Annotated in this window: 11 protein-coding genes; 10 read left to right on the top strand and 1 reads right to left on the bottom strand. The window is 75.0% G+C overall.

The window, feature by feature from the left end; genetic code table 11:
- Positions 1–14: 14 nt before the first annotated feature.
- The gene (locus tag OG550_RS19530; protein ID WP_327679291.1) at positions 15–1,094 is read left to right on the top strand and encodes an LAETG motif-containing sortase-dependent surface protein; all 1,080 of its coding nucleotides are present in this window, start codon (positions 15–17) and stop codon (positions 1,092–1,094) included.
- Between the two features lie 151 nt (positions 1,095–1,245).
- Here the strand turns inward: OG550_RS19530 and OG550_RS19525 are convergent, their stop codons facing one another.
- Complete coding sequence (locus tag OG550_RS19525; protein ID WP_327679289.1) at positions 1,246–1,908, bottom strand: ATP-binding protein; 663 nt, start codon at positions 1,906–1,908, stop codon at positions 1,246–1,248.
- A gap of 229 nt (positions 1,909–2,137) precedes the next feature.
- Here OG550_RS19525 and OG550_RS19520 point away from each other — a divergent pair, with 229 nt between their 5' ends.
- From OG550_RS19520 to OG550_RS19480, 9 genes are all read left to right on the top strand, one after another.
- On the top strand, positions 2,138–2,974 hold the full coding sequence (locus OG550_RS19520; protein ID WP_327679287.1) for a hypothetical protein: 837 nt from the start codon (positions 2,138–2,140) through the stop codon (positions 2,972–2,974).
- A gap of 194 nt (positions 2,975–3,168) precedes the next feature.
- Complete coding sequence (locus tag OG550_RS19515; RefSeq protein WP_327679286.1) at positions 3,169–3,936, top strand: YcnI family copper-binding membrane protein; 768 nt, start codon at positions 3,169–3,171, stop codon at positions 3,934–3,936.
- A 93-nt stretch (positions 3,937–4,029) separates the two neighbouring features.
- Complete coding sequence (locus OG550_RS19510) at positions 4,030–4,707, top strand: SCO family protein (protein ID WP_327679284.1); 678 nt, start codon at positions 4,030–4,032, stop codon at positions 4,705–4,707.
- Positions 4,704–5,255, top strand: a complete 552-nt coding sequence (locus OG550_RS19505) for a copper chaperone PCu(A)C (RefSeq protein WP_327679282.1) — start codon at positions 4,704–4,706, stop codon at positions 5,253–5,255. Before OG550_RS19510 ends, OG550_RS19505 begins: the two co-directional genes overlap by 4 nt.
- A gap of 12 nt (positions 5,256–5,267) precedes the next feature.
- Positions 5,268–7,460, top strand: a complete 2,193-nt coding sequence (locus OG550_RS19500) for a copper resistance CopC/CopD family protein (protein ID WP_327679280.1) — start codon at positions 5,268–5,270, stop codon at positions 7,458–7,460.
- A gap of 14 nt (positions 7,461–7,474) precedes the next feature.
- A complete protein-coding gene (efeB, locus tag OG550_RS19495; RefSeq protein ID WP_327679277.1) occupies positions 7,475–8,848 on the top strand; it encodes an iron uptake transporter deferrochelatase/peroxidase subunit in 1,374 nt (457 codons plus the stop codon).
- Positions 8,849–9,131: 283 nt separating this feature from the next.
- The gene (pheA, locus tag OG550_RS19490) at positions 9,132–10,067 is read left to right on the top strand and encodes a prephenate dehydratase (RefSeq protein ID WP_327679276.1); all 936 of its coding nucleotides are present in this window, start codon (positions 9,132–9,134) and stop codon (positions 10,065–10,067) included.
- Positions 10,068–10,596: 529 nt separating this feature from the next.
- Positions 10,597–11,871, top strand: coding sequence for a serine--tRNA ligase (gene serS / locus OG550_RS19485; protein WP_327679275.1), 1,275 nt, complete (start codon positions 10,597–10,599; stop codon positions 11,869–11,871).
- Between the two features lie 210 nt (positions 11,872–12,081).
- The gene (locus OG550_RS19480; RefSeq protein WP_327679273.1) at positions 12,082–12,930 is read left to right on the top strand and encodes an HAD family hydrolase; all 849 of its coding nucleotides are present in this window, start codon (positions 12,082–12,084) and stop codon (positions 12,928–12,930) included.
- The last annotated feature ends 45 nt before the right edge of the window (positions 12,931–12,975 follow it).

The following is a 12,975-nucleotide window of genomic DNA, read 5'->3' as shown; positions in this document are numbered from 1 at the left end:
CCGGAGCCGTGATCGTGCGAACCTCTCGTCTGACGGCCGCCGCCGCCCTGCTCGTCCTCACCGCGGGCGCGATGGTCTCCGGGACAGCCGGCGCACTCGCCGCCGACGACCCCACGCCGGGTCCCTCGGCGACCGCGACGACCGGCGCGCCGACCGCCGTCACCCCGTCGGAGTCCGGCACCCCGACCGCGACCACCACGCCGTCGGCCACCGCCACGGCCACCGGCGAGCCGACCGACGGCCCGACCGCGGCGACGAGCCCGTCGGCGACCACCACGCCGTCCGCCGGCACCACGCCCTCGGCGACCGGCACCCCGACGCCGACCGGCACCCCCACGGCCACCTCGACCCTGCCCAGCGGCTGCATGTACGTGCGCGAGGAGCCGATGCCGGTGCACGGCGTCACCCTCGACACCAACGGGTCGTGGCGGGACATGGCCGTCTCCTTCTACAACACCAGTTCGGCGACGATCACCGACTTCCGGATCGACGCCGTGGTCAGGAGCGCGAAGGGCGCCGTCCCGCCCAAGGTCGAGGCGCGGCTCCAGTTCGACACCTTCTGGAGCCCGGTCGTGACGGACCCCGTCACCGGGGCGGCGTCCCTCGGTCGCCACCCGATCTCGATCCCGTCGCACGAGATGTACACCGTGACGCTCCGGATCACCGCCGATCCGGCGGTGAAGGCCGAGGGCTACACCCTCTCGGTCTCCGGCGCCTCCGAGGTGCTCCCGTACGGGGTCGGACCCACCAACGTGAAGTACACCTGCAACCGGATGACCGGATCGTCCACCAGCCGGGTCACCTTCCGTGACGAGCCGACCACCGGGCCCACCTCCTCGACGAGCGCCTCGCCCACCGCGAGCTCCTCCCCGAGCTCCTCCCCGAGCTCCTCTCCGACCGCCTCGGCGTCGCCGAGCGCCACCGGCGCCGTCCCGACCGGCACCCGCGGCCCCGGCACCACCCCCGGTGGCCGCCTCGCCGAGACCGGCAGCAGCTCCGGCACCGTGCCGCTGGCCGCCACCGGCATCGCCGCGATCGCCCTCGGCGGCGGCGCCGTCCTCGTCGCCCGCCGCCGCAGGGCCGCCCGCGACTGACCCGCCGACCAGGCCAGGTCCGTCAGGTCCCGTCCCGTCCGCGCACCCGCGCGGGCGGGACGCCGCCGTTCCGCGCCCCGGGGTCCCGCCCGACCGGGCGCGGCGGCGGCCGCATCCGCGACGCCCCGGCGACGGTCCCCGCGGCCCGGACTCAGGACGCGGCGCGCAGCAAGGCGTCGTCCTGCCACTTCAGGATCTTGTCGAAGCTCACGATCGCCCCGCCGAGCGGGTGGTTGCGGAGCCGGACGTGGTCGGTGAGGGCGTGGATGAGGAAGAGCCCGCGGCCCGATTCGGCGGTGAGCTCGGGCAGGAGGTCGAGGTCCACCGGCCGGAGGGTGGGCACCGGGTCCGCGGGCGGGGACCCGGCCGGCAGGACGTGGGTGTCGTAGGGGCGGCCGTCGCGGCGCGGGCGGTGCGCGGTGAGCAGCGGCCCGGGAACGGTGGCGCGCCCGCGCCGGCTGCGGCGGCGCGGGACCGGCCGGGCCGGCGGCGCCTGGGCGGGGGACGGGCGGCGCGACGCGTGGCCGCCCGGGGCGGGCGGCGCGGGCGGGGCGGGCAGGCCGGGGCCCGAGTCCGTCACCTCGATCCGCAGCAGGTCGCCGCTGATCGAGGCGGTGACCTGGTAGCCGTCGTCGGGCCGCCCGCCGGTGCCGTGCTCGACGGCGTTGGCGCAGGCCTCGCTGAGCGCGACGCCGAGGTCGTGGGCGATCTGCGGGTCGACGCCCGCGGTCGCCATCGCGCCGAGCAGTATGCGGCGGGCCAGCGGCACGCTGGCCGGGTCGCGCTTGAGGTGCAGAGTCCACCAGATGTCCACGGGAGGTCCCTCCTGGCTGCGGCTCCACATATAACGAGGTATCTCCGGGGGATGCCGGGGTGAACCGTGCCGGAGGTCCGCTACCGCCCGTTCGGCGGATGGACTGGGGGACGGCTCTGTGCCGAGCGGCGCACGTCCGGGCCCGTGCGCCGGGGCCGAACGGGGCATTCGTAGGGATTTCCCACCCTGCCGGTCCGGCGGTGGTAGGCGATGAGATGATGGCCCGGCCATGACTGCCCCCGCCGCCGCCCCGCACCCGGGCGCCCCCGTACCGGACGCACCGGTGGGGGCCGCCGCCTGGGACCTGCGGCTTGCCCGGGCGGTCCCGTTCGCCCTGGTGTGCACGCTGATCGCGGCCGCCGGGCACGCCCTGGCGGGCGGCGGGAACGTGGCCCTGCCGGCCCTCGCGGCCGGTTTCACGGGCGTCCTGCTGGCGGCCGTCGCCCTCGGCGGGCGGGAGCGCTCGCTCACCGCGATCGCCGCCGCGCTCGGCGCCGGGCAGTTCGGGCTGCACGTCCTCTTCCACTCCTTCGGCGGCCACACGGCCGCCGGTGGCGGCGCGCACCACGGCGGTCCGCTGGGTTCGGGCCCGCTGACCCTGCCGCAGGTGGCCGGACGGCTGATCTGCAACGAGGCCCGGCCCGGCACCCTGATCGGCCTGCCCGGCGGTCCGACCGCCGAACAGCTGGTCGCCGGCGCGGGCCTGGACCCGCAGGCGTACGCGGCCGCGCCGTGGTGGCAGGGCGGCGTGCTCGGGATGACGCCGTCGATGCTCCTGGGCCACCTGACCGCCGCCCTGGTGGCCGGCTGGTGGCTGCGGCGCGGCGAGGCGGCGCTCTGGCGGCTGCTGCGGATCACCGCCACCGCGGCCCGGGAGCGCTGGGCGACCCCGCTGCGGACGGCCTTCGCACTGGCCGCGGTCCTGCTGCGCGGCCTGCTCGGCACGCCCGGCGGCCCGGTCCGCCGGTCCGGCGGCCGCGGCGGGGACGACCCGCTGCCGGCCGGTGCCGCGCTGCGGCACAGCGTGGTGCGGCGCGGGCCGCCGCTCGGGGCGCTCGCGTACTGACCCGCCGTCGGCGGCACCTCCCCCATCGGTGCCCGTCCGGGTGTACGCAGCAGCCGAGCCGTACCCGCCAGCTCGTGCGGTCCTGCGGCCTCCCCCACTCTCGTCCCCACGCCGCGCGGCCCCGCCGTGGCACGGAAGCCCCGTGCCCGGGAGCGGGCCTGCCGCAGAGCCTCCGATCGGAGACCACCGAAACCATGCGTTCCCTTTCCTCCCGCCGTATCGCCGCCGTCGCCCTCGCCGCCGCCGCCTCCGTGGTGGTGCTGGCCGGTCCCGCCTCCGCCCACGTGACGGTGAACCCGGGCAGCGCCGAGCAGGGCGGCTACACCGCCGTCGACTTCCGGGTGCCGAACGAGAACGACGCCGCCGGCACCGTGAAGCTGGAGATCAACCTCCCGCTCGACCACCCGCTGGCCTCGGTGCGGACCCAGCCGCTGCCGGGCTGGACCGCCGTCGTCGAGAAGTCCAAGCTCGACAAGCCGATCAAGGTGCACGGCAACGACGTCAACGAGGCCGTCTCCAAGATCACCTGGACCGCCGACGCGGGCGTGAAGATCGCCCCCGGCCAGTTCCAGGAGTTCCGCGTCTCGCTCGGCCCGCTGCCGACCGACTCCGACAACCTGGTCTTCAAGGCGCTGCAGAGCTACGACAACGGCGACGTGGTCCGCTGGATCGACGAGGCCAAGGACGGCCAGCCCGAGCCGGCCAAGCCCGCGCCCGTGCTGAAGCTGACCAAGTCCACCTCGGCCGACGGCCACGGCGTGACCGCCACCGCCTCCCCGTCGGCCGCCGCCGACGGCCACGGCCACGGCGACTCCGGCAGCAAGAGCGAGGCCGCCGCCGACACGAAGTCCAGCGACTCCACCGCCCGCGTGCTGGGCGTCGTCGGCATCGTGGTCGGTGTGATCGGCACCGCGTTCGGCATCATCGGCCTGCGCCGCAAGGACAGCGGCTCGGCCTCCTGACCTCAGCACCGGCGGGGCCGCACCCGCCGCCGGCCGTACCCGCGCCCCGGGTACGGCCCCGCCGGTGATCCACCGCGCACGATCGGACCTCCCATGCCCCGCACCCTCCGCACCGCCCGCACCCCCCGACTGGCCGGCGCCGCCGCCGTAGCCCTCGCCGCCGCGCTCACCCTGACCGCCTGCGGCTCCGACGGCGGCACCACCGGCCCCGCCAAGGTCACCCAGCAGAAGCCCGACTCGCCCTACCAGGGCACCGTGCTCGGCAAGAACTTCGAGAAGCCGGACCTCCAGCTGACCGACACCGCCGGCCAGCCGTACGACCTGCGCAAGCAGACCGCCGGCAAGCCGACCCTGCTGTTCTTCGGCTACACCAGCTGCCCGGACGTCTGCCCGACCACCATGGGGGACATCGGCGTCGCGATGAAGGCGCTCCCCGCGGAGGAACGGCAGAAGGTCAACGTCGTGTTCGTCTCCACCGACCCGCAGCGCGACACCCCGCAGGTGCTGCGCACCTGGCTCGACTCGATGGGCAGCGACTTCATAGGCCTCACCGGCGACCTCGCCAAGGTGAAGACGGCCGCCAGGGCGCTCGGCATCATGATCGAGGACCCGGTGGTCAACGGCGACGGCACCGTCACCTCCACCCACGGCGCCCAGGTGCTGGCGTTCCTGCCCTCCGACGACAAGGCGCACGTCCTCTACCTCAGCGGCACCGAGGAGAAGGTCTTCGAGCACGACCTGCCGCTGCTGGCCAGGGGGGTCGCCGCATGAAGGGCACCGGTCGACCCGCCGTCCGCCGGGCCGCCGGGCCCCGGGGCGCCGTCGGCTTCCGCCGGACGGCACTCGCGGGGGCGGTGCTGGCGACGGCACTGGGCGGCGGCGCCTTCCTGGTCGCCTGCGGAGCGGGCGGTCAGGACGGTGCCGGCGGCGCGGTGCAGGGGAGCGGACCGGCGCGGCTGAGCGTCGCCGACTCCTACATCCCGCTGCCGCCGGCCGGCGGGATGGCGGCCGGCTACCTGACGGTGCGCAACGACGGCGGCGAGCAGGACGAGCTGCTGGCGGTGTCCAGCCCCGGCGCCGGCTCGGTCACCATGCACCGCTCCACCGCGACCACCATGGAGCACGTGGAGAAGCTGGCCGTCCCCGCGCACGGCGCGCTGCAGCTCGCCCGCGGCGGCACCCATCTGATGATCATGGACTGGCAGAAGTCGCCCGCCGTGGGGGACGAGCTCGAACTCGACCTGACCTTCGCCCGGACCGGCACCATCTCGGTGAAGGTCCCGGTCAAGGAGCTCACCTACCGCCCCGGCCAGCAGTAAGGGATCCACGAGATGCTGAAGGCCGTGCTGCCACCGTCCCCCGGGCGCCGGACCACCCGGCGCCGCGGCCCCGGGCACCGGATCGCAGGGCACCGGATCGCCGGACGCCGGATCACCGGACGCCGGATCGCCGGGCTGCTCGGCGTGCTCGGCGCGGTGCTCGCGCTGGTGCTCGGCGGTGCCGGACCGGCCTCCGCCCACGCCGCCCTGCAGTCCACCGACCCGGTGCAGAACGCGGTGCTCCCCACCGCGCCGCAGGCCGTCACGCTGACCTTCAGCGAGGCCGTCTCGCTCTCCGGGGACTCCGTCCGGGTGCTCGACCCTGCCGGCAAGGCCGTCGACACCGGCGGCCCCGTGCACGCCGACGGCAAGGACAACACCGCCCGGGTCGGGCTGAACAGCGGGCTGGCCGACGGCACGTACACGGTCGCCTGGCGGGCCGTCTCCGAGGACTCGCACCCGATCGGCGGCGCGTTCACCTTCTCCATCGGCGCCCCCTCGGCCACCACCGTCTCCGCCACCGCACTGCAGAGCGCCGAGGCCGACGACGTGGTAGCCGCGCTCTACGGCACCGGGCGCACCGTCGCCTACGGGGCGTTCGCGCTGCTCGTCGGCGCGGCCGGGTTCGTGCTGGTCTGCTGGCCGGCCGGCGTGGCCCGGCGCCCGGTCCAGCGGCTGCTGATGACCGGCTGGGTGGCACTGCTGGTCTCCACCGTCGCGGTGCTGATGCTGCGCGGCCCGTACGAGCGGGGCTCGGGGGTCTCGAAGGCCTTCGACCTGTCACTGATCCGCGCCACGCTGGACGAGCGGATCGGCACCGCGCTGGCGGCCCGGCTGCTGCTGCTCGCGGCGAGCGGGGTCTTCCTGTCGCTGCTGGTCGGTCAGCTCGGGCAGCCGGCCGCGCACCCGGCGGGCGGCGGAACGGCGGACCGGGCGGACCGGGCGGACGCCGCGGACTCCGCGGACCCGGCGGACCGCGGCGCGGCCGGCGGCGGGAGGGCCCGCCGGGACGAGGACCCGGAGGAGGCCGAACTGCGGGAGCTGGAGCAGCGGGTCGCCGAACGGCCGCAGCGCGAGGCCCGGCTGGGGCTCGGGGTGGCCGGGCTCGTGCTGGCGGTCGCCCTCTCGGCGACCTGGGTCGGCGCCGACCACGCCTCGGTGGGCATCCAGGTCTGGCTGTCGGTACCGCTCGGCATGCTCCACCTGATCGCCATGGCCCTCTGGCTCGGCGGCCTGGCCGCGATGCTGGTCGGACTCCGCGAGGGGATCGGCGCGGACGCCGCGGAACGGTTCTCGAAGATCGCGCTCGGCTCGGTCGTGGTGCTGGCCGGCACCGGGGTCTACCAGTCCTGGCGCGGCCTCGGCAGCTGGGGCGCGCTGACCGGCACCGAGTACGGCCGGCTGCTGCTCGTGAAGAGCGGCTGCGTGGTCGCCATGCTCGGCGTCGCCTGGTTCTCCCGCTCCTGGCTGGCCCGGCTGCGCGCCGCCCCGGCCGAGGCGGAGGCGGTCCTCGTGCCGTCCGGCGCCCCGGCCGCCGCCCTGTCCGACGCCGGGGCGGGGGAGCCGGACGGCTCCGACGACCCGCTCCGACGGGCGCAGCTGGCGCGGCAGCGGACCGCCCGGGAGAACGCCGGCCGGGACCGCGGGCTCACCCCGAACCGGGCCGGGCTGCGCCGTTCGGTGCTGGTCGAGGCCGTGGTCGCGGTGGCCGTGCTGGTGGTCACCACGATGCTCACCAACTCGCCGCCCGGGCGGGTCGCGGGCGAGATCGCGGCCGGGGCCGCGGGCGGCACCGCGCCGGTGACCGGCGGAGCGGCTCCCGGGACCGGCGGCACCGCGGCACCGCAGACGGTGCCCGGCCAGACCCTGGAGCTCAGGCTCCCGTACGACACCAAGGGCCGGACGCCGAACGCCAAGGGCACCGCGACCGTCACCCTCAACCCGGCCCGGACCGGGTCGAACGAGGTGCACCTCAAGCTGGACGGCGCGGACGGGCAGCCGGTCGAGGTGCCGGAGGTGGAGCTCGCCTTCACCCTGCCGGACCGCGACCTCGGCCCGCTCACCGTCCCGCTGACCGCCGAGGGCACCGGGCGCTGGACCGGAACCGCGCAACTGCCGCTGACCGGGAACTGGGTGGTGTCGGTGCTGGTCAGATCCTCCGAGATCGACCAGACCACCGAGATCAAGCAGCTGAAGATCGGTTAGATCGGATCACCGCCATGGAGAGCACCGAGAGCACCAAGAGCACGAAGGGCACCACCAGCACCACCGGCACCACCGCCGGCACCGCCACGCCGGACACCGCGGGTGCGGACGGCGGCACCGGAGCGGCCGGGGGCCGCGCCGGCCTCACCCGGCGGGCGCTGCTCGGGACGGCCGGGGCCGGTCTGGTGGTCGGGGTGGGCGCGGGCGCCGCCGGGGCGGTCGTCCTGGACCGCTCCGGGCCGGACGGCACCGGTGGTCCGTCCGGCCCGGACGGCTCGGCCCGCACGCTCGGCACGGCCCGGTCGCCGTTCCACGGCGAGCACCAGGCGGGCATCCTCGAACCGCAGCAGGCGCGCGTCCAGCTGGCCGCCTTCGACCTCGCCGGCGCGGCCGGGCGGGACGGGCTGCGCGCCCTGCTGCGGCGCTGGTCCCGGACGGCCGCCCGGCTGGCCGCCGGCGAACCGGCCGACGAGTTCGAGAACCAGGTGGCCCTCGACGCCGGACCCTGCTCGCTCACCGTCACCTTCGGCTTCGGCGCCGGCCTGTTCGACAAGGCCGGTCTGGCCGGCCGCCGCCCGGCCGGGCTGGAACCGCTGCCCGCCTTCCCCGCCGACGCGCTCGACCCGGCCCGCGGCGACGGCGACCTGTTCGTCCAGATCGGCGCCGACGACGCGCTGGTCGCCGTCCACGCCCTGCGGGTCCTCCAGCGCCAGGCGGCCGGCACCGCGGCACTGCGCTGGCAGTCGTCCGGCTTCGCCCGGACGCCCGGTGCCACCCCGCACCCGATGACCGGGCGCAACCTGATGGGCCAGGTCGACGGCACCAACAACCCCAGGCCCGGCGAGGAGGGCTTCGCCGCCAAGGTGTTCTGCGCCGCCGGGAGCGACCAGCCCGCCTGGCTGGCCGGCGGCTCGTTCCTGGTCTTCCGGCGGATCCGTATGCTGCTGGACAACTGGGAGGCGCTGCCGGTCGACCGCCAGGAGCGGGTGATCGGACGGCGCAAGTCGGACGGCGCGCCGCTCGGCGCGCCCGACGGTGCCGGCGAGTCCACCCCCGTGGACCTCGGCGCGCAGGGGCCGGACGGCTCGCTGGCCGTCCCCGCCGACGCGCACATCCGGGTCGCGGCGCCGGCCGCCAACGGCGGGGCCGCGATGCTGCGGCGCGGGTTCTCGTACCACGACGGCCTGCTCCCCGACGGCTCGCCGGACGCCGGGCTGCTGTTCCTCGCCTTCCAGGCCGATCCGCGCAGGGGCTTCACCCCGGTGCAGCGCAAACTGGCCCGGGGCGACGGCCTCTCCCGCTTCCTGCGGCACGAGGCGAGCGGGCTGTACGCCGTCCCGCCGGGCGCACCGGAGGGCGGCTACGTCGGGCAGACCCTGCTGGACTGACCGGCCCGCCCCGGCTGACCAACCGACCCGGCCACGGCCGCGCCACCGTCCCCGCCGCCGTACCACCGCGCCGCCCACGGAGCGAAACGCGATCGTGGGCGGCGGGGGAAGTGACTAAGGTGGCTCCTTTCGGCAGTCCGCCGTTTCCGACGGTCCGCCGACCCCCCGGGGGGCCGCAGCTCGACGGCGGTCCGCCGGTCCGCGGCGGTCCACCGCGCCGGTCGCCCGGCGCACCGGCCGCCCCTTCTCTCCCCGCTCGGTCCCTTGTCCCCTTGGAGGCGTCATGTCGGCAACCCGCTACACGTACCTCGGGCCGGCGGGCACCTTTACCGAGGCGGCCCTGCGCACCCTGCCCGAGGCGGCCACCCGGGAGCTGGTGCCGATGTCCTCGGTGCAGCTGGTGCTGGACGCGGTGCGCGGCGGCGAGGCGTCGGGCGCGTTCGTGCCGATCGAGAACTCGGTCGAGGGCGCCGTCACGGCGACCAACGACGAACTGGCGGCCGGCGCCCCGCTGATGATCTACCGCGAGGTGCTGCTGCCGATCACCTTCGCGCTGCTGGTCCGGCCGGGCACCGGGCTGTCCGACATCAAGACCGTCACCAGCCACCCGGTGGCCCAGGCGCAGGTCCGCCGCTGGCTGGCCGCCAACCTGCCGGACGCGCACTGGGAGTCGGCCGCCTCCAACGCGGACGGCGCCCGCCTGGTGGCCGAGGGCCGCTACGACGGCGCGTTCGCGGGCGAGTTCGCCGCACCGATCTACGGCCTGGACCCGCTGGTCAAGGACATCGTGGACGCGCAGAGCGCGACCACCCGCTTCGTCCTGGTCGGCCGGCCGGGGCGGGTCTCCTCGCCGACCGGCGCGGACAAGACCTCGATGGTGGTCTGGCTGCCGGACGACCACCCGGGCGCGCTGCTGGAGCTGCTCCAGGAGTTCGCCGTGCGCGGGGTCAACCTGATGCGGATCGAGTCCCGGCCGACCGGTGAGGGGCTCGGCAACTACTGCTTCCTGATCGACTGCGAGGGGCACCTCAGCGACCGCAGGGTGGCCGAGGCGATGATGGGCCTCAAGCGGATCTCCCCGCAGGTGCGGTTCCTCGGCTCCTATCCGCGGGCCGACCAGCAGGTCTCGAAGCACCAGCGGCCCGGCACCACGGACGCGGATTTCAGCGCGGCCGCCGACTGGCTCTCCCGCTGCCTCGACGGCCGCGGCGACATCTGAGCGTCGGCCTTTATCCCCCTGTCCTTTTCCGACCGTTTTCGACTGCGTTCCCGGGCCGGTGCGGGTGACCGCACCGGCCTTCCGCCGCCCTCCCGCCGACTGTCCACAGGGCGGCCGCCGCCGGAACCCGCTTGTCCACAGGGGTGGGCACTGTCCACAGCCGAAAGTTATCCACAGGTCTGGGGATGAGTCGACAAACCGGTATAGCCACTGCAGGTATCGGTCGGATCATCGGTTTGCGTCGCAGAGATGACTAATCGGACCAGAGTCACCCGAGTGCCAGCAAATCACCCGTCTGAGTGCTTCAATTCCCTCACCCGGGAAGGTCAAATGAGGTTTGAAACCTCAATTCCCAGGTTCGATCCTTCGCCCATCGGAGCCTCCCCACGATCCACAGCCCGCCCTCCGGGCCTGTGGATAACCGTCCGGCGAGCCGCTCCCCACAGCGGTTATCCACAGGTCGGCGCGAGTTATCCCCAGGGGAAAACCGGTACCGGTGGACGGGTCCCCGCCCGGTAGGCTTGGGCGCGTGATTGACCTTCGCCTGCTCCGTGAGGACCCTGACCGAGTGCGCGCTTCGCAGCGCGTCCGTGGCGAGGACGTCGACCTGGTCGACGCCCTCCTCTCCGCCGACGAGCGCCGCCGGTCCTCGGGCACGCGCTTCGACGAACTGCGCAACGAGCAGAAGTCGCTCGGCAAGCTCGTCGCCAAGGCCCAGGGCGACGAGAAGGCCGCCCTGCTCCAGCGCACCAAGGAGCTGGCCGCCGAGGTCAAGGCCGCCGACGCCGAGCAGACCGGCGCCAAGGAGGAGGCCGAGCGCCTGCTCCGCTCGCTGGCGAACCTCATCGACCCGGCCGCACCGGTCGGCGGCGAGGAGGACTTCGTCACCCTGGAGGAGATCGGCACCCCGCGCGACTTCGCCGCCGAGGGCTTCGAGCCCCGTGACCACGTCGAGCTGGGGCAGATCCTCGGCGCGATCGACACCGAGCGCGGCGCCAAGGTCGCCGGTGCCCGGTCGTACTACCTGACCGGTCCTGGCGCGCTGCTGGAGCTCGCCCTGGTCAACATGGCGATCGCCCAGGCCACCGCGGCCGGCTTCACCCCGATGATCACCCCGGCCCTGGTCCGCCCGGCCGCCATGGACGGCACCGGCTTCCTCGGCCAGGCCGCCGAGAACGTGTACTTCCTGGAGGGCGACGACCGCTACCTCGTCGGCACCAGCGAGGTCCCGCTCGCCGCGTACCACATGGACGAGATCATCGACGCCGAGAAGCTGCCGCTGCGCTACGCCGGCTACTCGTCCTGCTTCCGCCGCGAGGCCGGCACCTACGGCAAGGACACCCGCGGCATCATCCGCGTCCACCAGTTCGAGAAGGTGGAGATGTTCGTCTACACCACTCCCGAGGACGCCGAGAACGAGCACCGCCGGCTGCTCCAGTGGGAGAAGGACTTCCTCAACGCCCTGGAGCTGCCGTACCGGGTCATCGACGTCGCCTCCGGCGACCTCGGCGCCTCGGCCGCGCGCAAGTTCGACATCGAGGCCTGGATCCCGACCCAGGGCAAGTACCGCGAGGTCACCTCGACCTCGAACACCACCGAGTACCAGTCCCGCCGCCTCGCCATCCGGATGCGCGAGGAGGGCAAGGTGCGCCCGCTGGCCACGCTGAACGGCACCCTGGTCGCCGTCCCGCGCACCATCGTGGCGATCCTGGAGAACCACCAGCAGGCCGACGGCTCGGTGGTCCTCCCGGAGGCGCTGCGGCCGTACCTCGGCGGGCGCACCGTCCTGGAGCCCGTCAAGTAGCACCCCGTGGTGCCGGGGCGCCCGTCGCCCCGGCACAGCGCACCGCAGGACCGCCGACCTCGGGACCGCCGGCCGCAGGACCGGTCGCCGGGACCGCGGCACGACAAGGCACGACAAGGCACGACAAGGCACGGCACGACAGGACCGCAGCGCCGCGGGTCGGTGGTGCCGTGCCGACACCCGAAGCAACTCCCGGGAGACGCACGGCCCATGAGCACCACCAGCCCCAGCCCCGTCTCCCCCGCCGACGGCGGCGGCCTGCCCTACCGACTGGTCGCCACCGACCTCGACGGCACCCTGCTGAACAGCGCGGAGAGCGTCTCCGAGCGCACCCGCGCCGCGCTGGCCTCCGCCACCCGCGCCGGTGCGCTGCACATCATCGTCACCGGCCGCTCGGCCCCCTGGGCCCGCCCGGTCTTCGACCAGATCGGCTACCGGGGCATAGCGGTCTGCGGCCAGGGCGCCCAGGTCTACGACGCGGGCGCGCACAGGCTGCTCACCTCGCTCACCCTGGACCGGCGGCTGGCCGCGCTGGCCATCGCCAAGATCGAGGCGGAGACCGGCCCGCTGGCCGTCGCCGCCAGCCAGGACGGGCTGGAGGGCGCCGTCCTGGCCGGCCCCGGCTACGAGCTGCAGATCGGCTCCCACCTGCCGGTCGTCCGGGCCGCCAAGGACGAACTGCTCGCCGCCCCGGTCTCCAAGCTGTACATCCAGCACCACGGCCTGACCGACGACGCCCTCGCCGAGGCCGCCCGCCGCACCGCCGGTGACCTGGTCGGCGTGGTGATGGCCGGCGCGGGCATCGTCGAGCTGCTGCCGCTCGGCCTCTCCAAGGCCACCGGCCTGGCCGTCGCCGCCCGCCGGCTGGGCGTGACCGCCGCCGACACCATCGCCTTCGGCGACATGCCCAACGACGTACCGATGTTCGGCTGGGCCCGGCACGGCGTCGCCATGGCCAACGCGCACGAGGAGCTGCTCGCGGTCGCCGACGAGGTCACCGTGGGCCATGACGAGGACGGCGTCGCGGTGGTGCTGGAACGGCTCTACCCGCTGGGGTGAACCTCCCTGCCGCGCCTGCCGGTTCAGCCGTTCGGGTGAGCCGTT

The sequence above is a fragment of the Kitasatospora sp. NBC_00458 genome (genome assembly GCF_036013975.1).
Lineage (GTDB): Bacteria > Actinomycetota > Actinomycetes > Streptomycetales > Streptomycetaceae > Kitasatospora.
This window is presented reverse-complemented; position numbering and strand designations above follow the sequence as displayed.